Genomic DNA, 22,440 nt, shown 5'->3' with positions numbered 1-22,440 from the left:
CGTTGTGCGCTGCATGAAGGCTAGATCGCGGAGGGTCGTTTCACAACGGGAACATCCGGCCAACGCGATCGCTCGCCAAGCGTGTTGCGTGATCGTCATATCTGCGACATCATGAAGCGGCCGGTGTTAGTGGGGGTCGTTCAATGTCGAACAGGTTTACGCAATACATTCTGGCCGCGATGGTGCTGGGCATCGTCATGGGGGCGGCGATCTTCAACTTCCTGCCCGACACACGCGCCGAATGGGCCTCCTCCATCAACCTGATCGCCATGATGTTCCTGCGCCTGATCAAGATGATCATCGCGCCGTTGGTGTTCGCGACCCTCGTCGGCGGCATCGCGCATATGGGAAGCGGTTCGCGGCTCGGGCGCATCTTCGCCAAGACCATGGGCTGGTTCGTCAGCGCCTCCTTCGTGTCGCTGCTGCTCGGTCTCGTCATGGTCAACCTGCTTCAGCCCGGCGCGAACTTCCCCGGCACGCTGCCGCAGGCGGGACAATCGACCGGCCTGCCGGTCTCGGCCTTTTCGATCGAGAAATTCCTGACCCATCTGATCCCGACCTCGATCGCGGACGCGATGGCGCAGAACGAGATCCTCCAGATCGTGATCTTCGCCGTGTTCTTCTCGGTGGCGATGGGCTCGATGCCCGAGCGGTCGAAGCCGATCCTGGCGATGATCGACGACGTCGCCCACATCATGCTCAAGGTGACGAGCTATGTGATGCTGTTCGCGCCGCTCGCGGTGTGGGCCGCCATCACCGCCACCGTCGCCAAGAACGGCCTCGGCGTGCTGTGGAAGCTCGTCGTCTTCATGGGCGGTTTCTATCTCGCGCTCGCCATCCTCTGGGTCATCCTGATGGTCGTCGGCTTCCTCGTGATCGGGCCGCGCTACAGCCATCTTCTGAAGCTGATCCGCGAACCGCTGATGATCGCGTTCTCGACCGCGAGCTCGGAAGCGGCCTATCCGAAGACGCTGGAGGGCTTGACCAAGTTCGGCGCCTCGTCGCGGATCTCGAGCTTCGTGCTGCCGCTCGGCTACTCCTTCAATCTCGACGGCACGATGATGTACTGCACTTTCGCCAGCATCTTCATCGCGCAGACCTACCACATCGAGATGTCGCTCGCGACGCAGCTGGCGATGCTCGCGACCCTGATGATCACCTCGAAGGGCGTCGCCGGCGTGCCGCGCGCCTCCCTTGTCGTGATCGCCTCGACGCTGTCGCAGTTCGGCATCCCCGAGGCGGGCCTCCTGATGATCATGGGCATCGACACCTTCCTCGACATGGGGCGCAGCGCGACCAACGTGATCGGCAACTCGCTGGCGACCGCCGTGGTCGCGAAGTGGGAAGGCGAGCTTGGGCCCGAGCACGAGCTCGGACCGGGCGAGGTGGCGACGCCGGACATGGTGCCTGGCGAATTGCCCGCGATGGCCGGCCATTGACGGAGGTGCATCATGCGCCGCTCATGGGCGATATCGGGCAGCCTGTTTCTGGCAGCGTGTCTGCTGGCAGCCGGCGCCTCAGCGCAGACCGGCAGCGAAGGGCTTAGCCCGACGCTGTCGGCCATCAAGAAAGCGCATACCGTGCGGCTGGGCTATCGCGAGAGCTCGCCGCCGTTCTCCTTCCTCGACCAGTCGGGTCGTCCGATCGGCTACAGCCTCGAACTGTGCGAGGCCATCGTCGAGGAGATCGGCGTCGAGGTCGACGATCCCAATCTCAAAATCGACTACGTCAAGGTCACCTCGGACGACCGCATCGACGCCGTGCTCCAGAACAAGATCGACCTGGAATGCGGCTCGACCACCGCCAATGCCGAGCGCGGCAAGCACGTCGCCTTCTCGCCCCTGATGTTCGTCGCCGGCACCAAGCTGATGGTGCCGAAGGCGTCGAACGTCCAGTCGCTGACCGATCTGAAGGGCAAGTCCATCGTGGTGACGAAAGGCACCACCAACGAGCAGGCGATCCAGGCGGCGGACAAGAAGTTCTCGCTCGGCCTCAACATCATCACCTCGCCGGATCACGAGCAGTCGTATCAGATCCTCGTCGACGGCAAGGCCGATGCGTTCGCAACCGACGACATCCTGCTGTTCGGCCTGATCGCGCGCCACAAGTCGCAGAACAAGTTCCGCGTCACCGGCGACTATCTGTCCTACGATCCCTACGGCATCATGTTCAAGAAAGGCGAGCCGCAGCTGACGGCGGTGGTCGATCGTACCTTCCGCAAGCTCGGCTCCAATCAGGACCTCATCCCACTCTACAACAAATGGTTCATCGCACGGCTTCCGACCGGCGAACGTCTGAACGTGCCGATCTCCCTGCAGCTGGAGGAAGCGTTCAAGTCGATGGACGATTCGGCCAGTGCGAATAATTAGGGGCGCCTTTCTTACCCTCCCCTGGAGGGGGAGTGTCGATCGCGCGTAGCGCGAGCGGGGTGGGGTGATCTCTCCGCACGGGCACCGCTTCGGTGGAGAGACTTTCACCCCACCCCGTCTCGCATCGCTGACGCGCTGCGAGCCGACCCTCCCCCTCCAGGGGAGGGTGGGCACCTGCGTCGCGGCTGCTATCTTTCCCCAAACACCCGATCCAGTGCCGCGTCATACGCCGCCTGGACCAACTCCGGGTGCAGCTTCGCCAGCGCTTCCATCATCACGCCGGAGTTGATCTCGAGCACGCGCCAGGTGCCATCGACGCGGACCACGTCGACGGATGCGAAGACGATGCCGATGGCGCGTGCGGCATCGGTCGCGAGCTTCACGCAAGCCGTGCGGACCTCGCCGTCCTCGATGAGCACCGGCTTTGCGCCTGCATCGAGATTGTGCCGCCAGTCCGAGCCACGCTGCTTGCTGTAGACGACGAGGGGCACGTCATCGAGCAGCACCACGCGGACCTCCTCCTCGATCGCGACATAGGGCGAGATCACGAGCCCCGCGCTCATCGAAAAGACCTCGCGGGCCGCGTGGTCGAGCTCCGCCGCCGCCGTCACCTTGAATACCGAGCGCCCCGATGTCCCCTCGTTCGGCTTCACCACGATGCCTTGCGGATTCCGCGTGAGCAGCGCCAGCATCGCTTCATGCCAGCCCGGGCCGGCGACGTGCACGCCCAGCCGCGGGTTGAGGAAGAGCTGATGCGGAATGCACGGCACGTCCGCCAGCGTCAGCGCCTCGGCGGTCGCCGATTTGTCGTTGGCGAGGCGATGCGCAATCGCGCTGTTGAGGCCGATGTCGTAGCCGAAGGCGAAGCGGCGCGTCTCGTCGAGGTGCATCGCGATCAGCCAGCCGCCGGCGCGGACATCGACCGCGATGCCATGCCGGGCGCAGTAGCGCCTGATCGCCTGGACGAAGATCCGCTCGCTGCCAGCCATCTGCTTTAGTCACTCGTCAGTCGTTCCTGGCGCCAAAAGCCGCAAAAATGCGGGAATCGGCGCCATACCGGGATGAAAATCAGAGCTATTCTTAATGAAATTCTCGCGAGCGCGACGGAAATTAAGTGCTGCATTCGAGCCTTGGCGGGAAAAGAAATTGCCCTTCTTCCGCGCCCGGCAGCAGATTCATTAATGATGCGGCCATTTCCGCTGCAAATGCCGGTTTGATCGGCATCAATTGCATCCGAAACGAGGTTGATTATTGGTCTCAATGGCGTAGATCACACACGCGAAATCCTCCGCCATGGCAATGGTGTCCGCCCCGATTTCAGGGCCGGGTAACGCTTTTGCCCTAAAACCGCAAATATTCGGAATATCGAAAATCATGAGCGCGTTTTACCGAGAGAAGGTTCTTTCCGTCCACCACTGGACCGACACGCTGTTCAGCTTCCGCGCCACGCGCGATACCGGCTTCCGGTTCCAGAACGGCCAGTTCGCCATGATCGGCCTCGAGGTCGACGGCCGACCGCTGCTGCGCGCCTACAGCATGGCGAGCGCCAACCACGAGGAAGAGCTCGAGTTCTTCTCGATCAAGGTGCAGGACGGTCCGCTCACCTCGCGCCTCCAGAAGATCAAGGAAGGCGACACCATCCTGGTCGGCCGCAAGGCGACCGGCACCCTGATCACCGACAATCTCATTCCCGGCAAGCGGCTGATGCTGCTCTCGACCGGCACCGGCCTTGCGCCCTTCGCCAGCCTGATCAAGGACCCCGAGGTCTACGAGCAGTTCGAGAGCATCGTGCTGGTGCATGGCTGCCGCCAGGTCTCCGAGCTCGCCTATGGCGAGAAGCTGGTCGCGACCCTGCGCGAGGACGAGCTGTTCGGCGAGCTGCTCGCCGACAAGCTCATCTACTATCCGACCGTGACCCGCGAGCCCTTCAGGAACCGCGGCCGCATCACCGACCTCATCAACTCCGAGCAGATCTTCAACGACATCGGCCAGGGCCCGCTCGACATCGCGACCGACCGCATCATGATGTGCGGCAGCCCGGCGATGCTCGAAGAGCTCAAGGTGATGTTCGAGGGCCGCGACTTCATCGAAGGGTCCGGCAACAAGCCCGGTCATTTCGTGATCGAGAAGGCCTTCGTCGAGCGCTAAGCGCTGCGGCTTGTTGTTTCGGTGTCGTCCTGGCCTGGTGCACAATTGCGCACGGGAGCCAGGACCCATACGCACCGAGCCAAGTTTGGCGAAGGCTGGTCGTTGCTAGTCTTCGCACAACCCCATTCAGGGGTAATGGGTCCTGGCTTCCGCCAGGACGGCCGGCGGTGGGTAAAGCACCTTGCCGGGCTATCTACCCTCCCATCCCCCCTCTGCTGCGCTGCGAAAGCCCCAACCTCTCGGCGGATTGATCTGCCGCGGCCGATTTCGCTAGCCTGAAACAAGGGCCGCGTCATATCCGTATGACAGGGGCGGGCGTATCGTACCGCCTCATGCCGGCGAGAGGATGGGATCGTGGCCGACGACAGCAAAAAGCAGGAATCGCCGAAGCGTCTGGCACTGGCGGAGGAGGGGCTCATGGAGACCCTGCTGCTGCCGTTCTCGCCGCGCTTCATCGTGCTGACGATCAGCGCGGTCGTCACGGCGCTCCTGATCGGCATCGGCATCTCCGACCGCAAGATCTCGGACATCCTGCTGATCCCGATCCTGATCTTTGGCGCCCTGACGCTGCTCGGCGTCCGCGACCTCTTGCAGAAGAGCCATGCGGTGCTGCGCAACTATCCGATCTCGGCGCATATCCGCTTTCTGCTCGAAGAGATCCGCCCCGAGATGCGGCAGTATTTCTTCGAGAGCGAGAAGGACGGCATGCCGTTCTCGCGCGACACCCGTTCTCTGGTCTACCAGCGCGCGAAGATGGAGCTCGACAAGCGGCCGTTCGGCACCCAGGAGGACGTCTATCGCGAGGGCTATGAGTGGATGCATCACTCGGTCTCGCCGAAGACGCATGCCGAGGAGAAATTCCGCATCACCATCGGTGGGCCCGACTGCAAGAAGCCCTATTCGGCCTCGGTGTTCAACATCTCCGCGATGAGCTTTGGCGCGCTGAGCCCGAACGCGGTGCGGGCGCTGAATGCCGGCGCCAGGAAGGGTAGCTTCGCGCACGACACCGGCGAGGGCGGCTTCAGCCCCTATCACGCAGAGATGGGCGGCGACATCATCTGGGAGATCGGCTCCGGCTATTTCGGCTGCCGCCATCTCGACGGCTCCTTCGACCCCGAAGCGTTCGCGCGCGTCGCCGGCCAGGACCAGATCAAGATGGTCGAGCTCAAGATCAGCCAGGGCGCCAAGCCCGGCCATGGCGGCGTGCTGCCGGCGGCGAAGGTCTCGGAGGAGATTTCAAAAATCCGCGGCGTCGCCATGGGGGAGGACTGCATCTCGCCGGCTTCGCACCGGGCGTTCTCGACGCCTGTTGGCATGATGCAGTTCATCGCGGAGATGCGGCGCCTGTCCGGCGGCAAGCCGGCCGGCTTCAAGCTGTGCATCGGCCATCCCTGGGAGTTCCTGGCGATCTGCAAGGCGATGCTTCAGACCGGCATCTATCCCGATTTCATCGTCGTCGACGGCAATGAAGGCGGCACCGGCGCGGCGCCGCTGGAGTTCATGGACCATTTGGGCATGCCGATGCGCGAGGGCGTCAATTTCGTCCACAACGCGCTGGTCGGCATCAATGCGCGCGACCGCATCAAGGTCGGCGCCTCCGGCAAGATCGCCACCGCCTTCGACATGGCGCGCGCGATGGCGATCGGCGCCGACTGGTGCAATTCGGCGCGCGGCTTCATGTTCTCGCTCGGCTGCATCCAGTCGCTGAGCTGCCACACCGACCGCTGCCCGACCGGCGTGGCGACGCAGGATCCGACCCGGGCCCGCGCGCTCTACGTGCCGCTCAAGATCGACCGCGTGCACAATTATCACCATGCCACGCTGCACTCGCTGACCGAGCTGATCGCCGCGGCCGGCCTCGAGCATCCGCAGGAACTGCGTCCGATCCATTTCAACCAGCGGACGTCGACGACCCAGGTGAAGTCGTTCGCGCAGCTCTATCCGGCGCTGCGCCCGGGCGAACTGCTCGAAGGCACGGAAGACCCGCGGTTTCGCGACGCCTGGCAGATGGCACGGGCGGAGACGTTCCAGCCGGCGCTGTCCGCTCCGCCCGCGGCCACGTTGGGCCCGATCGTGTAAATTCACCGCGAGCGAGGCTGGCAATCGGCATTTGGTTCAACTTTGGGTGTAAATTCACCCTATGGACGAGCGGCGCGACAAAGCCAGGCATCGGGTGCTGAAGGCCGGAACGATCGAGTTCGGCGGCGGCGCGATCGACTGCACCGTCCGCAATTTCTCGGACACCGGCGCGGCGCTTGACGTCACCAGCCCGGTCGGCATTCCCGAACACTTCACCCTGTTCATCCAGGCCGACGGAACGCATCTGGCTTGCACCGTGGTCTGGCGCAAGGAAAAGCGGATCGGGGTGAGGTTCGGGTGATGGCGCTGGGGTTTGGCGCTAGTGCCAACCACAAATTCCGCCGTCGTCCCGGCGAAGGCCGGGACCCATAACCACAGGGAGTGGTTTGGCGAAGACTCGTCATTCGGTACTGCGTCCTTCCGCGATCGATAGACCTCGCGGTATGGGTCCCGGCCTTCGCCGGGACGACGAGTAGAGGTTGATGCGTCGTCCTGCGTTCTCACGTGCAGGTGGGCACTCACGCCGCCGCCTGCTCACCTCTTCGGCTCGCCAGGATCTTGTCGATCCGCCTGCCGTCGAGATCGACCACCTCGATATGCCAGCCGCCGAGGTCGAAGGCGTCGCCGACATTGGGCAGCACGTTGAATTGCTGCAGCACGAGGCCCGCCACCGTGTTGAAGCGATGCGGCGGCAGCTCGATGCCGAGCAGCTCGCCGAATTCGTCGACAGGCATCCAGCCGGCGACCAGCAGCGATTCATCCGCGCGCTTGACGTAAGCCGGCTCCGGCGGACCCTCCTCGGAATGGAACGCGCCGACGATCGATTCCAGGATGTCGGCCGCGGTGACCACGCCTTCGAAGGCGCCGTACTCGTCATAGACGAAGCCGACATGAACCGGAGCCGCCTTCAGGATCGTGAGCACATCGCGGGCATCCGCTGACGCCGGAATGCTCGGCGCCTCGCGGACCAGCGCCCGCAGGTCGGGCGCGCGTTCGGTCATGTACGCGACCAGCAGGTCCTTGGCCTGGAGCACGCCGATCGGCTTGTCGCGATCGCCGTCGGACGCCGGAAAGCGCGAATGCGGGCTCTTCGCGATGATCTCCTGAATGGCCTCCGGCGGATCGTTCAAATCGATCTCGTCGACCTCCGTGCGCGGCGTCATGACGGCGCCGACCGGCCGGTCGCCGAGCCGCATCACGCCGGCGATCATCTCCTTCTCGCCGGGCTCGAGCACGCCGGCGCTTTCGGCTTCGCTGACGAGGTGATGGATCTCGTCTTCCGAGACCTTCTCCTCGGCCTTGCCGCCGCGGCCGAGCAGCGTGAGGATCAGCTTGCCGGAGAGGTCGAGCAGGAATACGAGCGGCAGCGATATCTTCGCGAGCAGGTGCATCGCGGGCGCGACCCTGACCGCGATGCTCTCGGGGTCGCGCAGCGCCACCTGCTTCGGCACCAGCTCGCCGACGATCAGGGTCGCGTAGGTGATGATCGTGACGACGAGGCCGACGCCGACGATGTCGGCAATGCCGGAGGAGAGGCCGAGCTCGATCAGCCATTGCGTCAGCCGCTGCCCGAGCGTCGCGCCGGAGAAGGCGCCCGAGAGCACGCCGACCAGCGTGATGCCGATCTGCACCGTCGAGAGGAATTTTCCGGGATCGGCGGCCAGCGTCAGTGCGCGCTCGGCGCCGCGCACGCCCTTGGCGGCGAGCAGCGACAAGCGGGCCGGCCGCGACGAGACCACGGCCAGCTCCGACATGGACAAGAGGCCGTTGATGACGATCAGGATGACGACGATGACGAGTTCGACCGAGAGCATTGACGTTCCGAGGTAAGCAAGTATGGCAGGCGGCTGCCGGCACACGCATTGATATAGGTATTCGGTGCGGAAGTGCTGGCAATTCTGTCGCATCCCTCGCCGCGAGGGAACCGCGTGGCCGAGCGCGTTCCGCACGGTCCGCGACGGCATGAACCCGCGGAACTACGGGCACGTGCTTAACGGGGTCTTAGTGGCCGCCGACTAGGTTCTCCGCATTTGTAAATGCATTTGGGGGACCGGGGATGCGGATTGGGAAGCTTTTCGCGCTGTCGATGCTGACGGTGACGGTTTTTGCAGTCATCCTCGGCGCCGAGGTGCTGATACCCCAGACGCGCATCTTCACGAACCGTTCCGACGCGATCAAGACGGTCGACGCTTTTGGTGCGACCCTGATGGTCAGCCAGCAGGTCGCCGGCCTCCGCGCACCCTACATTGGACCGATCTTCCAGGAAGGTGCTGCCACGCAGGCCCAGATCGACGCTGCCGCCAAGGCTGCAAAGGCGGCCGATGCGGCATTCGAGAAGGCAAGACCCACTTTCCTGGCGCTGGGTGACGCCGGACCGATGATCGAAAAGCTCGACCGTGCCGCGCGGCGGCTCAAGGAGGTCACCACGGCCGCAGATCGCGCGATGAGCGTCCCCCTGGCGCAGCGCGACAGTGGTGTGATCAAGGGCTTCCTGCCCGGCGTTGCCGAGGTCATCGGCAACATCGAGCCGATCATGAATCAGCTCGAAGGGCAGGTCGTCAACGCCGATTCCTCACTTGCGGCGTTACTGAGCCTGGCGCGGACGGCGCAGGATCTCCGTGTCTCTGCCGGCAGCCGCGCCGCCACGCTGTCGCCGGCACTGAGCGCACGCCGGCCGCTGACGGCCGCCGAGATAACGCTGATGGATCGCATGCAGGGGCGTGTCGAGGCCGATCGCGAACGCATCGAGGCCGGCATCGATCAGCTTGGGAGCCCGCCCCGCATCGCCGCGGCGCAGAAGGCGGCGAGCGAATCCTATTTTGGAAAAGCAGCGGCCGTCGTGGACAAGGAGATGCCTGCGGCGAGGGGCGACGGCAAGTACGGCGTCAACGCCGAAGAGCTCGCCAATGCCATCGTGCCGGCGATCCAGATGTTCTACGGCGTGCGCGACGCTGCGCTCGCGGAAGCGGGCGAGCGCGCCTCGGCCTCGCGTGATGGCGCGCTGGCGATGCTCGCGCTCGCGGGCGTTGCGGTCCTGGTGCTGCTCGGCACGCTCGCCGGCGTCACCATGATGCTGCGCAGCCGCGTGGTGACGCCGCTCAGCCGGCTCGCCGACGTGATCGGAACGCTCGCCGCCGGCCGGCATGACGTCGAGATTCCGGCGACGGGCCGCAATGACGAGATCGGCCAGGTCACGGGCTCGCTCCAGCATTTCAAGGATTCGCTTCTCGCCCAGAAGGCCGCCGACGAGGCGGCCGCAATCGAGGCCGAGGCGAAGCTCAAGCGCAGCCAGCGCATGGACCAGATCGCGCGCGATTTCGAGGCCATGATCGGCGACGTCATCAACACCGTGGCGTCGGCGTCCTCCGAGCTCGAAGTGTCGGCGGGAACGCTGACGAGCACGGCCGAACAGTCCGAGCAGGTCACCGCGACCGTCGCAGCCGCGTCCGAACAGGCCTCCACCAACGTGCAGACCGTTGCCGCGGCGGCAGAGGAAATGGCTTCGTCGGTCGACGAGATCAGCCGGCAGGTCCAGGACTCCGCACGCGTCGCCGGCGAAGCCGTGCAGCAGGCCGAGCGGACCAACGATCATGTCGGCGAGCTCGCCAAGGCCGCCGGGCGGATCGGCGACGTCGTCGAGCTCATCAGCCAGATTGCTGGCCAGACCAACCTCCTGGCGCTGAACGCCACCATCGAGGCGGCGCGCGCCGGCGAGGCCGGACGCGGCTTCGCAGTCGTCGCCTCCGAGGTCAAGGCGCTGGCCGAACAGACCGCCAAGGCGACCGGCGAGATCAGCCAGCAGATCGCAGGTATCCAGGCCGCCACCGAGGATTCCGTCGGCGCCATCAAGGCGATCGGCGACACCATCACCCGCATGTCCGAGATCGCATCCGCGACCGCCTCGGCGGTCGAGGAGCAGGGCGCGGCGACGCGCGAGATTTCCCGCAACGTGCAGCAGGCGTCGCGCGGCACCCAGCAGGTTTCCGCCAGCATCGTCGACGTGCAGCACGGCGCGAGCCAGACCGGATCGGCCTCCGCCAACGTCCTCGCCGCCGCCAGATCGCTGTCCGGCGAGAGCACCCGCCTCAAGACCGAGGTCGGAAAATTCCTGAACGCGATCCGGGCGGCGTAACAAGGTCATTGTGCCAGGAAGAGGCTTCACCTAGACTTGCAATCCGGGGATGTCGCAGCCTCCCCGTGAAGTGGTGATCCCACGCAAGCGCTGCTCGCTGTTCTATGGAGCGAGCAATGGACGGGATCGCAATCGAGCTTCCGCTTTTTCTGTTGGCCACCTTCGCCGGCGCATTCGTCGCCGGCCTCTCCGGCTTCGCCTTCGGGCTCGTCGCGGCATCGTTGTGGCTTTACGTGCTGACGCCGCTTCAGAGCGCCAGCCTGATCATCGGCTTCGGCCTTCTGGTGCAGGGCTATTCGGTCTGGAAGCTGCGCGCTGCGCTCGACTGGCGCCGGCTGTGGCCTTTCATCGTCGGTGCCGTCATCGGTGTGCCGGCCGGGGTTTCGCTTCTGACCTGGGCCGATCCGAAGAGCGTCCGCATCGCAGTCGGTGCGATCCTGATTGCCTACAGCCTGTATGCATTCTTCCGGCCGCAGCTCAAGCTCGCCACCGTCGTACCGCCGGCTGCCGACGTGACGGTCGGTTTCGTCAACGGCCTGCTCGGCGGGCTGACCGGCCTTGCCGGCATCGTCGTTACCATCTGGTGCAATCTGCGCGGCCTGCCCAAGGACGCGCAGCGTGCCACGTTCCAGCCGGTCGCCGTCGTGGTGTTCGCCATGGCGGCGCTTCTACTCGGTGCCAAGGGATCGCTCACGCTCGATACGGTCAAGCTGTTCGCGCTCGGCCTGCCGTTCCTGTTTGCCGGCACTTGGCTCGGGCTGAAACTGTTCGGCCGGATCGACGAGGCCGCGTTCCGCAAGGTCGTGCTCGCACTGCTGTTCGTCTCGGGTGTCGCGCTCTTGTTCTGAGCCGTGGTGGCTCAGAACTCCCCGTGCAGCCGTCCTGAAAACACCGACACCGGGCCACGATCCGCGTTGTAGGCGGGATTGACGATGAGCTGGTAGTCGGCGGTGAGCGTGACGTTCTTGTTCAGCGCATAGGCGTAATAGGTTTCGAGGATGCGCTCCTTGCGGTAGTTGAGCGCGCCGTCGCCGACGAGAACGCCGAGGCCGCCGGCGGCGAGGAAGTCGCGATAGTCCTGCGAGATCGCATTGACGGCGCCGCCGATGCCGACGACGTCGTCGGGCCGGCCCCATTTCGTGCCCTTGATCGACAGTCCGCCGGACAGGCTGCGGTTGATGTCGGTGAACGCCAGCGTTTCGCTCTTGCCGTCGTTCCAGCTCCAGCGGCCGAACAGTCCGAGATCCTCGGTGATCGCCTGCTCGAGGTTGACGACATAGCCGACCTTGAGGCGGCCGCGCCGTGTCTGCGCGATGTCGAGATTGAGCGCGGGATTGTCCAGCGTCTCGCGGAAGCTGCCCATGTTGGCGCTGTCGACCCAGCCCATGGTCCTGAGCTTGCCCGCCTGGCCGAACAGGGAATAGCGAGTCTCGAGCTCGAGCACGTACTGGCCGCGTTCGCCGACCCTGGTGTCGAAATGATTTGAATTGGGCTCCGCGACCATCAGGAAATAGCCGCCGCGCAGGGCCCATTGCTTCTGGTTGAGCTCGGCGGTGACGCCATAGGTGAGGCCGACCTTGTCGGCGGAATAGTCGAAGGCGCCCGGCGCCCAGATCGACCAGTTCATGAAGTCCTTGCGGGTGTCCTTGGCATAGGCGTTGCCGTCGAACACGTCGACCACCGCGAACTTGCCGGCCTGCACGGTGAGACGGGACACGTCGACCTTCTGGCCGAGCTGCAATTGCCCGCTCGCGAGCTCTTCCTGCTCGCCGCCGAAGCCGAAGGTCTGGCGCACGAACAGGCGCGAGGTGTTGTAGTGCGGGTAGGGGAAGTTCGACTTCTGCGCCTCGCCGTTGGGGAAGCCGGCCGCACCGACCGTGTCGTTCAGTCCAAAACCCTGCAGCAGCTCGGGATTGTAATAGACCTCGCCGCCGTCCCACAGCCGCGCGTTCAGGAACAGGCTGTTGCTCCAGGTCGCCTTGGCCTGCCGCGACGGCGAGAGCGAGTTCGGTCCGCTGTAGAGCGCGGGGAACGACGGATAGCCTTGCGGCAGATAGGTGCTCTGACCGTGAATCTCCCAGCGATCCGATTCCGTGTCGATCAGCGAGCTGTTCGGGTTGTAGCCCGGCATGCCCGGCCAATCGACCTTGCGGTTGAGGCCGAGCCTGATCGTCTGGAAGTCGAGCGCGGACGAGGTGTATTGCGCGCCCGTCGAAAATGCGACGTTGGCGCTATCGAAGCGGCTGTAGAGATATTCGAGCCGCGCGCTCCAATGCGGCGCGAAGCCATATTCGATGCCGGCACCCGCAATCCAGCCGGGCCGCGTGTTCAGGATCTTCGGGACTTCTTCGCCCGAGGCTGGCGTGTTGAAATAACGCTCGCCCATCCACGCAAAGCCGCCGGTGGCATAGAAGAGCCACGGACCGCTGGTGTAGCCGACGCGCCCGCGCAGGCTCGCGGTGTAGTCCCATTGCTGCGTGACGGTGTTGGCCGGCGTTGCCAGGAACGAGACGATCGAATTCGAGGTGATGTAGTTGGGAAACGAGAAATCGCCTTCGACGCCGACCAGCCAGCCGGAGTTGAGCCGGTAATTGTAGCCCGCCTGCACGCCGCCGATCATGCCGCTGAAGACGCCGCTGTCGTTGAGGGCCGTGCCGTCGTTCAGTGCGAAGTGCGACGAGCCGCGGCTGTAGCCGGCATGCGCACCGATATAGAGGCCGGTCCAGTCATAAACGGCTTTCAGCGCCGGGGCCTTCAGCGGCAGATCGGCCGCGCGGCTGGCGGCGGGAAGAATCATCACGCCCGAGGCAATTGCCGCGGCCGTTCGCAAATACCTGTAACGGTGACTTCTCAACGTCAAAACGAAACGCCCCCAAACGCGAATGTGTCCCACTCGCCGCGATATCCCTGCCGATTCGCGGTCACTCTGTCATCAGGCCTCGGTTGCCGACGCAATCGGCCGAGATGATCTCGATTCGACGCGACTTCGTCCCAAGCCCCTGGACCTGTTGCGAACCTTATTGCGATTAATTCGCAATAGCAACTGGCGCGCGTTGCCGCAGAAGATGGTTCGCACCGCTGTGTGACGGGGCTGCAACATCGCCTCGCGGCCCAGCAACCTGGACCGCCCGAGCGGAGCCCGGCCTCTGCAGGAGACCTGTCGGAGGCCAAGCAAATGGGAGCGGGGCAGCGGGATGGCGAAGGCCGGTCGGTCGCCGGCCGGCGGAAGCACCTAGCAGCCGCGGCAGATGCCCTTGATCTTCCTGTCGAGCAGCGCGTCATCCTTGTTCGCCGGACTGTTCACCGCCGGACTGTTCGCCGGTTTGCTCATCGCCGGACTATACGTCGCCGGCGTATTCCACCGCTCCTGCCAGAGCTTCTCACCGATCGTGCAGAGAACCCGCGGCTTCTTGTCCCCAGAGGGGGCAGTCGATCCTTCCGGCGTGCGGCCCGCGACCTCAAGAGCCAGCTTGGTCCGGATCGCCTCCTTGAAGTTTTCGCGATCGGTGACCGGCACAACAAAGGAACCTGGGCCGCCGATCACGCAATCCTCATAGTACCAATCGATATGATCGATATGGCCGGTGTCGGCCTGACCAGGAGGCGTTGCATTGATCATGACCGGCAGGCCGGTGATGACGATGCCCTGCTGCAACGCTGTGTCGCGCGCAGTGGCGACAGGATCGCCGGTGTTGTTGGGACCATCGCCCGAAATGTCGATGACACGGCGCGAGCCACGGTATGGGCTCTGCTCGAACAGCGGTATGGCGAACTTGATCGCACCCGAAATCGACGTGCGCGAACCGCGGCGGATCGGTGCCTTCATGATTTCCGCTGCGACGGCCTCGGCCGCTTCCGGTCCGTCGATCTGCCGCCAGGGGACGACGACGTTCTGATCCTTCGTCGATGACCATTCGAAGTAGGTCAGCGCGATCTTGCCGGCAGGACCGGCGCGCAAGGCTTGCAGAAATTCCTCCGAGACAATGGCGTTGGCATAGCCTTCGCGCTGCGCCGCGACGTCATCCGGGTCCACCGAGAACGAAACGTCGACCGCGATCACGAGTTCGATGTCCACGGCGGGGCGGCTGTCAGTCTGGATCGCTGGTTGTGGCTGTGATTCCGGCCCGGAAAATGCCTGCGTCGATGTCAGGATCGTAATCAGGATCGATCCAATTGAGACCCGCCAATTCACGCTCGCCCTCCAGCCACTCATTCGTATCCTGACACGCGGAACGTGCAATCGGAAGGACAGTCTGAGTTATTGTTGTTGGGCTGTTCTGGCGGGCCCAAAAAGGTTGACCCGCCCGGGGGGACAGCCGGGCGGGTCGGGGGCACGACACGGGGTGGATGAGGCGCCCGTGTCGGACGCAGGATCCACGTGGGAGATCGGCCTCAGGTACTCAGATCAGTAGCAGGTACGAACGCGGCCGACGTACTGGCCGAAAGCGTTGTATTGGGCGACCCAGCCGCAGCGGTGATAGCCGTAGTAATAGGGGTCGTTGCTGGCGGCGATCGCGGAGCCGACGACGGCGGCGGTGGCGATGCCGGCGCCGACACCCCAGACCCAGCCGGGCTGCTTGGCTTCGGCCGCGGAGGTGGTGGACACGATGCTGCCGGTGACGGCGAGGGCAGCGAGAGCTGCGGCGGCAATCTTGGTCTTGATCGACATGAGAAACTCCATCCGGTGTTGAGGCGGTCCGTTGTGGCCCGCGTGCCCAGTTGGACGGAGGCATGCCGTGTCAGGTTCGAAAGCCCACCTGGCGCTCTCGGAAGGCGGTCATTTCTCGAATAGTTTCAGTTGGATGCGGGTTAGCCGAGGGGGCCTTTGGCGAGCCTGTTCACGTCGAAGTTATCGACCTCACCCAGCAGCTCGCAAAAGGCGCGCGCGCCCTGATCGATCAGCTGCTCGCCTTTCCCGGCGACGGCCAACGTCGCATCGCCGACCGCGCCGCTGGCGTTGAGATCCTGCGCCTGCCAGGCGAACGGCGCGGGGCGCTGCGTCGACAGCCAGCGATACTGCTTCTCCAGCGCGATGCTGCTCGCCGGAAAATCCGCGATCGCATCTTTCCGCACCTGATCGGGATAGCGCGCCAGCATGATCGAGGTCTCGACCGCGCCGCCATGAATGCCGTGGCGCACTTCTTCGGCCGGGAACAGTTTGTCCGCCCCCGAAAGCCGCGACCACGACGTCGTCACCACGAAGAGCTTGTGATGCGCGCGAAGGTCCTGCGCAACCAGCATCATGGCCGCGCTGTTGCCGCCATGGCTGGTGATGATGACGAGCTTCCTCACGCCGCGACGCGCGATGTCCTCGCCGATTCCCGTCCACCTCTTCAGCGCCGCGTCAGTCGGCAGCGTCTGCGTGCCCGGATAGTCGATATGCTCGGTGGAAATGCCGACCGGTTCGACGGGAAGAAAGCTGGCCGGAACATTTGCGGACAGGAGCTCGCGCACGCGCGCGAGATAGGCGTCCGCGATCAGCACGTCCGTCTCGAGCGGCAAATGCGGGCCGTGCTGCTCGGTCGCTGCCAGCGGCAGCACCGCGATCCAACGCGACACATCTGCAGGGCCGGCATGAGCCCAGTTGATGTCGATCCAGTCACGGGGCGGCGTCATCAAGGTTTCTTTGCCCGAATTTGTCACGTAATTTGGGGTATGAGGGGACGCGGGCCTGGCCGGCTCGCGTCCCCAATGTCATGCGGTTCTATCGCGTTGGCTTGGCATGAGCCAGAAGCGATTGGGCTAGAAGCGATCGACGGAGTGCACTCATGAGCCCCTCTCATCTGCGACGAGCGTTAACGGCAGGCCTGATGGCCGCTTTGGTCTCGGTCCTGCCGGCGCGCGCCGAGACGCTCGACAAGGTCACCTTCGGCACCAACTGGGTCGCCGAGGCCGAGCACGGCGGCTTCTTCCAGGCGGTCGCCGACGGCACCTACAAGAAGTACGGGCTGGACGTCACCATCGTCCCCGGCGGTCCCAACGAGAACAACCGGATGCTGCTGATCGCCGGCAAGATCGATTTCTTCATGGCCGCGAACACGCTGATGTCGTTCGATGCGGTCGCGAACAACGTCCCTGTCGTCACCATCGCTGCGGTGTTCCAGAAGGATCCGCAGGTGATGCTGACGCAGCCCGATGCCAAGGTCGCCAAGATCGAGGACCTCAAGCCGCTGACGCTGTTCGTCTCCAAGGAGGGCATGACCAGCTACTTCCAGTGGCTGAAGTCCGAATATGGTTTCAACGAGAAGAACGTCCGGCCCTACAATTTCAATCCGCAGCCCTTCATCGCCAATCCCAAGAGCGCGATGCAGGGCTATGTCACCTCCGAGCCCTTCGCGGTCGAGAAGGCCGCCGGCTTCAAGCCCAACGTGCTGCTGCTCGCCGATTACGGCTTCAACACCTATTCGACCTTGATCGAGACCCGCCGCGACATCGTCGAGAAGAAGCCGGACCTCGTGCAGCGCTTCGTCGATGCCTCCATGATCGGCTGGTACAATTACATCTACCGCGACAATTCCGCCGGCAATGCCCTGATCAAGCAGCTCAACCCGGAGATGACCGACGATCTGCTCGCCTATTCCGTCGCCAAGATGAAGGAACACGGCATCGTCGATTCCGGCGACAGCTTGAAGAACGGCATCGGCGCCATGAGCGACGAGCGCTACACCTCGTTCTTCAACAAGATGGTGAAGGCGGGTGTCGTGAAGGCCGATCTCGATTTCCGCAAGTCCTACACGCTGCGCTTCGTCAACAAGGGCGTCGGTGTCGAGCTGCGCCCGAGCAAGCAATAACGCGCGGTCGATGTCGGCTGCCCAAACCTCGTCAGCCGTCGAGGCCAGCCTGACGGCTCTCGCCGTCAGCCTGCGCGGCGTGACCAAGGCTTACGACAACGGCGTCATGGCGCTCGGCCCGCTCGATCTTGCCGTGCGCAAGGGCGAGTTCATCTCGCTGCTCGGACCGTCCGGCTGCGGCAAGTCGACGGCGCTGCGGCTGATCGCCGGTCTCAGCGCGCCGTCATCGGGCACAGTGCGGGTGGCGCGCCACGAAGGCCCCGCGCAGCCGGGTCACGGCATCGGCTTCGTGTTCCAGGAGCCGACCCTGATGCCCTGGACCAGCGTGCGCGAGAACGTGCGATTGCCGCTGAGGCTTGGCGGCGTCCCGAAGGCGGAAGGACGCGCGCGAGCCAATGAGGCGCTGGCCAGCGTCGGGCTCGCCGATTTCGCCGACGCATTCCCACGCGAGCTCTCCGGCGGCATGAAGATGCGGGTGTCGCTGGCGCGCGCACTCGTCACCGATCCTGATATCCTCCTGATGGATGAGCCGTTCGCAGCGCTCGACGAGATCACGCGCTTCCGCCTCAACAACGATCTGCTCGCGCTGTGGCGAGCGCTCGGCAAGACCGTCATCTTCGTCACGCATTCGGTGTTCGAATCCGTCTATCTGTCACAGCGCGTCGTGGTCATGACGGCGCGGCCGGGCCGCATCCAGGCCGATATCCGCATCGAGACGGTCGAGCCGCGCGGTGAGGAGTTTCGTACCTCCGCCGCCTATTCCGATTATTGCCGGCGCGTGTCGGCCGCGCTGGCGCCGTCTTATTCGGGGCAGTCGACGTTATGAACGCGCAAGCCCCCGCCACCGCGAAGCCGTCCGGTGCGCAGCGCGCGATGCGCTTCGTGCTGCCCGTCGTCGTGTTCGCGGCAGGCCTCCTCGCCTGGGAACTCGTGGTCCGCATCAAGGACATCCCGCCTTACGTGCTGCCGGCGCCGTCGATCATCGTCCTGACACTGATCAAGGATTGGGCGGTGCTGTCACAATCGCTCGCGACCACGCTTCTGACGACGCTCGAAGGTTTTGTCGCCGCCAGTATCGGCGGCATCGCGCTGGCGCTGCTGTTCAACCAGTCGAAATGGGTGGAATATTCGCTGTTCCCCTATGCAATCGTGCTCCAGGTGACGCCTGTCATCGCGATTGCGCCGCTGCTCCTGATCTATCTGGAGCAGCAGACCGCGGTCGTCGTCTGCGCCTTCATCGTCGCCTTTTTCCCGGTGCTGTCCAACACCACGCTGGGGCTGAACTCGGTCGACCGCAACCTCGCCGGCCTGTTCCAGCTCTATGGCGCATCAAAGCCACAAACCCTGCGTTTCCTGAAGCTGCCGGCGGCGCTGCCCTTTATCCTCGGCGGATTGCGTATCGCCGGCGGCCTGTCGCTGATCGGCGCTGTGGTGGCCGAAATCGCGGCCGGAACGGCCGGCGCGGGCTCCGGGCTCGCCTACAGGATCGCCGAGTCGGGCTACCGCTTGAACATACCCCGCATGTTCGCGGCGCTGCTTTTGTTGTCGCTGGCCGGGATTGTCATCTATGGGGTGCTGGCGCTAGTTTCCCACCTCGTTTTACGGCGCTGGCACGAAAGCGCGCTTGGAAAGGAAAGCTGATGTCTACCGGTTCGATTTCGTCCGAAAAGATCGATCTTTTGATTTATGGACCGGTGCGGCCGATCCTCGAAAGCGGGTTTTCCGATCATTTCGTCGTGCACAAGGCCGAGACGCGCGGTGACCTCGAGCGCCTGACCCCGGCGATCCGCGAAAAGATCCGCGGCGTCGCGGTGACCTATCACACCGTGCGGGCCGACAAGGATTCGCTGTCGCAACTGCCCAAGATCGAGATGGTGGCGAGCTTCGGTGTCGGCTACGACCACATCGACGCCAAATACGCGGCCGAGCACAACATCATCGTCACCAACACGCCCGACGTGCTGACCGAGGAGGTCGCCGACGTCGCGATGGGCCTGCTGATCTCCACCTTGCGCGAGTTCATCAAGGCCGACCGCTACGTCCGCTCCGGGCTCTGGCAGACGCAGAACTATCCGCTCAGCGTCGGCTCGCTGCGCGACCGCAAGGTCGGCATCGTCGGCATGGGCCGGATCGGCCAGGCCATCGCGCGCCGGCTCGACGCCTCGCTGGTGCCGGTGGTCTATCATTCGCGCAATCCGTCCAAGGACGTCTCCTACAAGCACTATCCTGATTTGATCGAGATGGCGAAGGCGGTGGACACCTTGATGGTGATCGTGCCCGGCGGCGCCTCGACCAACAAGATGATCAATGCCGAGGTGCTCAAGGCGCTCGGCCCACGCGGCGTGCTGGTCAACGTCGCGCGCGGCTCCGTGGTCGACGAGCCGGCGCTGATCCAGGCGCTGAAATCAGGCACCATCCTCGCCGCCGGCCTCGACGTGTTCGCGGCCGAGCCGACCGTGCCGGACGAGCTCAAGTCCATGCAGAATGTCGTGCTGCTGCCGCATATCGGCTCGGCCTCGGTGGTGACGCGCAACGCCATGGACCAGCTTGTCGTCGACAATCTCAAGTCCTGGTTTGCCGGCAAGGCGCCGCTGACGCCGGTTGCGGAAACGCCGTTCAAGGGGCGCTGATGAGAGTTCTTCGGGGCGTTGCATTCGCCGTCGCGGCCTACTTGGCCGCGATCGGCACCGCGCAGGCGCAGGATGCGACGAGCCTGAAGAAATCGATGCCCGGGCAGTGGGAGCTCTCGACCACCGAGCGCAGCAAGACCTGCGTCGTCACGCTCAAGGCCGATGCCGCAGGCCATGGCTTCAAGCTGGAGCTCGAGCCGGCCTGCAAGACGGCGCTGCCCTTCACCAAGGACATCGTCGCCTGGAGCGTGAAGGGCCTCGACATCGTCCGCTTGCAGGATACGACCGGTGAAGCCGTGATCGACTTCACCGAGGTCGAGGCCGGCATCTTCGAGGGCCTGCGCCAGGGCGAGGGCGTCTACATCCTGCAGGACCTCGCCGCCGCCCGCTCGATGGCCAAGTCGATGGACCAGATGATCGGCGACTGGTCGATGGTGCGCGGCAACGGCCAGCCGGTCTGCGGGCTGACGCTGACCAACACGGAAGCGGGCCAGGACAATTTCCAGGTCTTCCTCAAGCCGAGATGCGACCCGGCCATTGCGCAGTTCAACCCGACGCAATGGCGGCTCGAGCGCGGCCAGATCATCCTGATGTCGAAGTCAGGCGATGTCTGGCAGTTCGAGGCCGACGACAACGCGCAGTGGCGGCGCGTCCCCGACACCGCCGATCCCCTGATCATGCTGCGTCAGTAGGCGTCGCCCGCGAAATGCGACCTCATCCTGAGGACCCGCCGCAGGCGGGCGTCTCGAAGGATGGCCGCGGCTATGTCGTCACCTTCGGCGGCGGTGCGGTGCCTTGCGCCCATTTCTCCAGCTTGCCGAGCACGCCCCAGACGGTGAGCGCGAGCGAGATCGGCATCGCGAACTGACCGAGGCCCGGCACCGCCGAGACGATCGTGCCGAGCAGCCCGGCAAGACCTCCCGCATTGGGGCTCGCCGTCACCGAGGAGAGCAGTGCGGTGATGAGCGAGCCGCCGATGCCGAGCGCGGTCTTCTTGCCGTCGAGCAGCTTGCCGATGGTCTCGCCCATCGCGCCGTTGACCTGGCCGAGCACGGGCTTGCCGTTCTTGTTGAGCAGCGTGCTGAGCAGGTCGACGACCTGCTTCAATTGATCGACGGGGGCGGGGTTGGTCGGGGCCACCGGTCCCGGCATGGGCGTCGTCTTGTTGACGAGGGAGAACAGCCGTTCGAACAGGTTGATCGGATCGTTGGTGGCGGGCAGCGTATTGCCCGATGTCGTCGGTCCCGGGATCGTTCCGCCGCCGGCTGACGGTCGCAGCACCTGCGCGAGGTCTTCCAGCCGCTTCAGGACCTGGGACAGGTCGCCGCTCTGCATGACCCCTCCGGGCTGTGTCGCGCGCGTGATGGCGGCGACCGTGGCGCCGTCGAGGAGGCCGGTATCCCTGAGGCCGTTCTGCTGCTGAAACTGCGAGACCGCGGCCCGGGTCTTCGGGCCGCTGATGCCGTCCTCGGCAAGCGGCGGATTGGCGCCCAGCCTGTTGAGCGCCTGCTGCATCAGGACGACGGTCGAGGCCGCATCGTCCTCCGGCTCGATGCGGGCTGCGAATTGCGGGCTGCCGTCGAGCGTGATCGAGGAATCCAGCGACTGCATCGCATGCAGGATCACGGCGGTGCCGAGCTGGGAATCGAGGTGGTTCGGGTCGAACACGTGATCGCGGACGAATTTGCCGGCCCTCGCCTCGGGCGGGCCGTACAGGTTCGAGCCGCCGTAGAGATAGGGCGAGTTCACGCCCTTGGCGTGGTAGCCGAAGCCGTTGAACGCTTCGAGCCGGAACAGCATCCGCGCGATGCTCCAGTCCTGCGCGCCGACGAAATTCTCGATTCTGAAGGCGTCCACGGCGCCGTCCACGAAAGTGGCGAACGGGCCGCGCCCCTTCGGCACGAGGGTCGTCGTGCGATGGAGCGACTCGCCATTGCCGAGATAGGTGTCGAAATCGAAATTGGATTCGCGGTAGTGGCAGAGCGCCGTGAAATACCAGGGAACGCCGGTCAGCCGCTCGATCTGCTGATAGGTCGCCTTGCCGTTGATGGCCTTGCGTGCGACCGCAGTCGCGTCGGCGTGGCGCCCGGGCCGGATCTCGAGACCGGCCCAATTCCGTTCGTATTCACTCCTCAAACTCTCGAAGGACACCATTTTCCGCTCCCGCAAATTGATGAAATATCGAATCTCCGCACAACTCAAAATGAACCGGGCGCCGTAATCGGCGCGCGACTTCAGCGTTATCTTCGCGAGTCTGGCAGGTCGCCGGCTCTGCGCATGTGAAATGGCTT

19 protein-coding genes are annotated in these 22,440 nt (G+C 64.6%); 12 read left to right on the top strand and 7 right to left on the bottom strand.

The genetic code is table 11. From position 1 onward, the window contains the following. Positions 1-143 precede the first annotated feature (143 nt). Together JQ603_RS31430 and JQ603_RS31425 are read left to right on the top strand one after the other, a co-directional pair. On the top strand, positions 144-1,439 hold the full coding sequence (locus JQ603_RS31430) for a dicarboxylate/amino acid:cation symporter (protein WP_212345641.1): 1,296 nt from the start codon (positions 144-146) through the stop codon (positions 1,437-1,439). A gap of 12 nt (positions 1,440-1,451) precedes the next feature. Beyond that, positions 1,452-2,369: an amino acid ABC transporter substrate-binding protein gene (locus JQ603_RS31425; protein ID WP_212345639.1), complete on the top strand. Its 918-nt coding sequence runs from the start codon at positions 1,452-1,454 to the stop codon at positions 2,367-2,369. A gap of 188 nt (positions 2,370-2,557) precedes the next feature. Here JQ603_RS31425 and JQ603_RS31420 read toward each other — a convergent pair whose 3' ends face one another. Then, on the bottom strand, positions 2,558-3,358 hold the full coding sequence (locus tag JQ603_RS31420; protein WP_212345636.1) for an ATP-grasp domain-containing protein: 801 nt from the start codon (positions 3,356-3,358) through the stop codon (positions 2,558-2,560). Between the two features lie 385 nt (positions 3,359-3,743). On the opposite strand from JQ603_RS31420, the gene JQ603_RS31415 reads away from it, so the two are divergent. From JQ603_RS31415 to JQ603_RS31405, 3 genes are all read left to right on the top strand, one after another. Beyond that, positions 3,744-4,517 (top strand): ferredoxin--NADP reductase, encoded by a 774-nt coding sequence (locus JQ603_RS31415; RefSeq protein WP_212345633.1) that lies wholly within the window; start codon positions 3,744-3,746, stop codon positions 4,515-4,517. Positions 4,518-4,871: 354 nt separating this feature from the next. Further along, the gene (locus tag JQ603_RS31410; protein ID WP_433996664.1) at positions 4,872-6,596 is read left to right on the top strand and encodes an FMN-binding glutamate synthase family protein; all 1,725 of its coding nucleotides are present in this window, start codon (positions 4,872-4,874) and stop codon (positions 6,594-6,596) included. Between the two features lie 61 nt (positions 6,597-6,657). Next, entirely contained in the window at positions 6,658-6,897 is a 240-nt protein-coding gene (locus JQ603_RS31405; RefSeq protein ID WP_212345630.1) for a PilZ domain-containing protein, read from the top strand. 217 nt (positions 6,898-7,114) lie between these two features. Here JQ603_RS31405 and JQ603_RS31400 read toward each other — a convergent pair whose 3' ends face one another. After that, the gene (locus JQ603_RS31400) at positions 7,115-8,410 is read right to left on the bottom strand and encodes a hemolysin family protein (RefSeq protein ID WP_212345627.1); all 1,296 of its coding nucleotides are present in this window, start codon (positions 8,408-8,410) and stop codon (positions 7,115-7,117) included. 242 nt (positions 8,411-8,652) lie between these two features. On the opposite strand from JQ603_RS31400, the gene JQ603_RS31395 reads away from it, so the two are divergent. Continuing rightward, entirely contained in the window at positions 8,653-10,728 is a 2,076-nt protein-coding gene (locus JQ603_RS31395; protein ID WP_212345625.1) for a methyl-accepting chemotaxis protein, read from the top strand. A 116-nt stretch (positions 10,729-10,844) separates the two neighbouring features. After that, positions 10,845-11,576 carry a sulfite exporter TauE/SafE family protein gene (locus JQ603_RS31390; protein ID WP_212345621.1) on the top strand — a complete coding sequence of 244 codons (732 nt, stop codon included), beginning with the start codon at positions 10,845-10,847 and terminating at the stop codon, positions 11,574-11,576. Positions 11,577-11,587: 11 nt separating this feature from the next. Here JQ603_RS31390 and JQ603_RS31385 read toward each other — a convergent pair whose 3' ends face one another. The 4 genes from JQ603_RS31385 to JQ603_RS31370 all read right to left on the bottom strand — a co-directional run bounded on the left by JQ603_RS31385 (position 11,588) and on the right by JQ603_RS31370 (position 16,344). Next, entirely contained in the window at positions 11,588-13,525 is a 1,938-nt protein-coding gene (locus JQ603_RS31385; RefSeq protein ID WP_245003999.1) for a carbohydrate porin, read from the bottom strand. Between the two features lie 435 nt (positions 13,526-13,960). Then, entirely contained in the window at positions 13,961-14,920 is a 960-nt protein-coding gene (locus JQ603_RS31380) for a DUF1194 domain-containing protein (RefSeq protein ID WP_349630768.1), read from the bottom strand. A 213-nt stretch (positions 14,921-15,133) separates the two neighbouring features. Next, positions 15,134-15,397: a hypothetical protein gene (locus JQ603_RS31375; RefSeq protein ID WP_211404294.1), complete on the bottom strand. Its 264-nt coding sequence runs from the start codon at positions 15,395-15,397 to the stop codon at positions 15,134-15,136. Positions 15,398-15,537: 140 nt separating this feature from the next. Beyond that, positions 15,538-16,344, bottom strand: a complete 807-nt coding sequence (locus tag JQ603_RS31370; RefSeq protein ID WP_212345618.1) for a creatininase family protein — start codon at positions 16,342-16,344, stop codon at positions 15,538-15,540. Positions 16,345-16,496: 152 nt separating this feature from the next. Here JQ603_RS31370 and JQ603_RS31365 point away from each other — a divergent pair, with 152 nt between their 5' ends. The 5 genes from JQ603_RS31365 to JQ603_RS31345 are packed head-to-tail and all read left to right on the top strand — an operon-like array spanning position 16,497 to position 20,841. Continuing rightward, positions 16,497-17,519, top strand: a complete 1,023-nt coding sequence (locus JQ603_RS31365) for an ABC transporter substrate-binding protein (protein WP_212345615.1) — start codon at positions 16,497-16,499, stop codon at positions 17,517-17,519. Positions 17,520-17,529: 10 nt separating this feature from the next. Beyond that, the gene (locus JQ603_RS31360; protein WP_212345612.1) at positions 17,530-18,345 is read left to right on the top strand and encodes an ABC transporter ATP-binding protein; all 816 of its coding nucleotides are present in this window, start codon (positions 17,530-17,532) and stop codon (positions 18,343-18,345) included. Then, positions 18,342-19,160 (top strand): ABC transporter permease, encoded by an 819-nt coding sequence (locus JQ603_RS31355; RefSeq protein WP_212345609.1) that lies wholly within the window; start codon positions 18,342-18,344, stop codon positions 19,158-19,160. The genes JQ603_RS31360 and JQ603_RS31355 overlap by 4 nt, the downstream gene beginning before the upstream one ends. Continuing rightward, positions 19,160-20,149 (top strand): 2-hydroxyacid dehydrogenase, encoded by a 990-nt coding sequence (locus JQ603_RS31350; protein WP_212345607.1) that lies wholly within the window; start codon positions 19,160-19,162, stop codon positions 20,147-20,149. Before JQ603_RS31355 ends, JQ603_RS31350 begins: the two co-directional genes overlap by 1 nt. Then, positions 20,149-20,841: an AprI/Inh family metalloprotease inhibitor gene (locus tag JQ603_RS31345; protein ID WP_212345604.1), complete on the top strand. Its 693-nt coding sequence runs from the start codon at positions 20,149-20,151 to the stop codon at positions 20,839-20,841. The genes JQ603_RS31350 and JQ603_RS31345 overlap by 1 nt, the downstream gene beginning before the upstream one ends. Positions 20,842-20,911: 70 nt before the next feature. Here the strand turns inward: JQ603_RS31345 and JQ603_RS31340 are convergent, their stop codons facing one another. Beyond that, a complete protein-coding gene (locus tag JQ603_RS31340; protein ID WP_212345600.1) occupies positions 20,912-22,303 on the bottom strand; it encodes a peptidoglycan-binding protein in 1,392 nt (463 codons plus the stop codon). Positions 22,304-22,440: the final 137 nt, after the last annotated feature.

Source organism: Bradyrhizobium liaoningense, assembly GCF_018130825.1.
GTDB lineage: Bacteria > Pseudomonadota > Alphaproteobacteria > Rhizobiales > Xanthobacteraceae > Bradyrhizobium > Bradyrhizobium liaoningense_B.
Note: the sequence above shows the minus strand (reverse complement) of the source record. Positions and strands in the feature narration are given on the sequence as shown.

Excerpts from the sequence above, each read along its gene's own strand:
- JQ603_RS31430 (WP_212345641.1), top strand. The coding sequence starts at position 144 with ATGTCGAACAGGTTTACGCAATACATTCTGGCCGCGATGGTGCTGGGC.
- JQ603_RS31425 (WP_212345639.1), top strand. The coding sequence starts at position 1,452 with ATGCGCCGCTCATGGGCGATATCGGGCAGCCTGTTTCTGGCAGCGTGT.
- JQ603_RS31420 (WP_212345636.1), bottom strand. The coding sequence starts at position 3,358 with ATGGCTGGCAGCGAGCGGATCTTCGTCCAGGCGATCAGGCGCTACTGC.
- JQ603_RS31415 (WP_212345633.1), top strand. The coding sequence starts at position 3,744 with ATGAGCGCGTTTTACCGAGAGAAGGTTCTTTCCGTCCACCACTGGACC.
- JQ603_RS31405 (WP_212345630.1), top strand. The coding sequence starts at position 6,658 with ATGGACGAGCGGCGCGACAAAGCCAGGCATCGGGTGCTGAAGGCCGGA.
- JQ603_RS31400 (WP_212345627.1), bottom strand. The coding sequence starts at position 8,410 with ATGCTCTCGGTCGAACTCGTCATCGTCGTCATCCTGATCGTCATCAAC.
- JQ603_RS31395 (WP_212345625.1), top strand. The coding sequence starts at position 8,653 with ATGCGGATTGGGAAGCTTTTCGCGCTGTCGATGCTGACGGTGACGGTT.
- JQ603_RS31390 (WP_212345621.1), top strand. The coding sequence starts at position 10,845 with ATGGACGGGATCGCAATCGAGCTTCCGCTTTTTCTGTTGGCCACCTTC.
- JQ603_RS31385 (WP_245003999.1), bottom strand. The coding sequence starts at position 13,525 with ATGATTCTTCCCGCCGCCAGCCGCGCGGCCGATCTGCCGCTGAAGGCC.
- JQ603_RS31375 (WP_211404294.1), bottom strand. The coding sequence starts at position 15,397 with ATGTCGATCAAGACCAAGATTGCCGCCGCAGCTCTCGCTGCCCTCGCC.
- JQ603_RS31370 (WP_212345618.1), bottom strand. The coding sequence starts at position 16,344 with ATGACGCCGCCCCGTGACTGGATCGACATCAACTGGGCTCATGCCGGC.
- JQ603_RS31365 (WP_212345615.1), top strand. The coding sequence starts at position 16,497 with ATGAGCCCCTCTCATCTGCGACGAGCGTTAACGGCAGGCCTGATGGCC.
- JQ603_RS31360 (WP_212345612.1), top strand. The coding sequence starts at position 17,530 with ATGTCGGCTGCCCAAACCTCGTCAGCCGTCGAGGCCAGCCTGACGGCT.
- JQ603_RS31355 (WP_212345609.1), top strand. The coding sequence starts at position 18,342 with ATGAACGCGCAAGCCCCCGCCACCGCGAAGCCGTCCGGTGCGCAGCGC.
- JQ603_RS31350 (WP_212345607.1), top strand. The coding sequence starts at position 19,160 with ATGTCTACCGGTTCGATTTCGTCCGAAAAGATCGATCTTTTGATTTAT.
- JQ603_RS31345 (WP_212345604.1), top strand. The coding sequence starts at position 20,149 with ATGAGAGTTCTTCGGGGCGTTGCATTCGCCGTCGCGGCCTACTTGGCC.
- JQ603_RS31340 (WP_212345600.1), bottom strand. The coding sequence starts at position 22,303 with ATGGTGTCCTTCGAGAGTTTGAGGAGTGAATACGAACGGAATTGGGCC.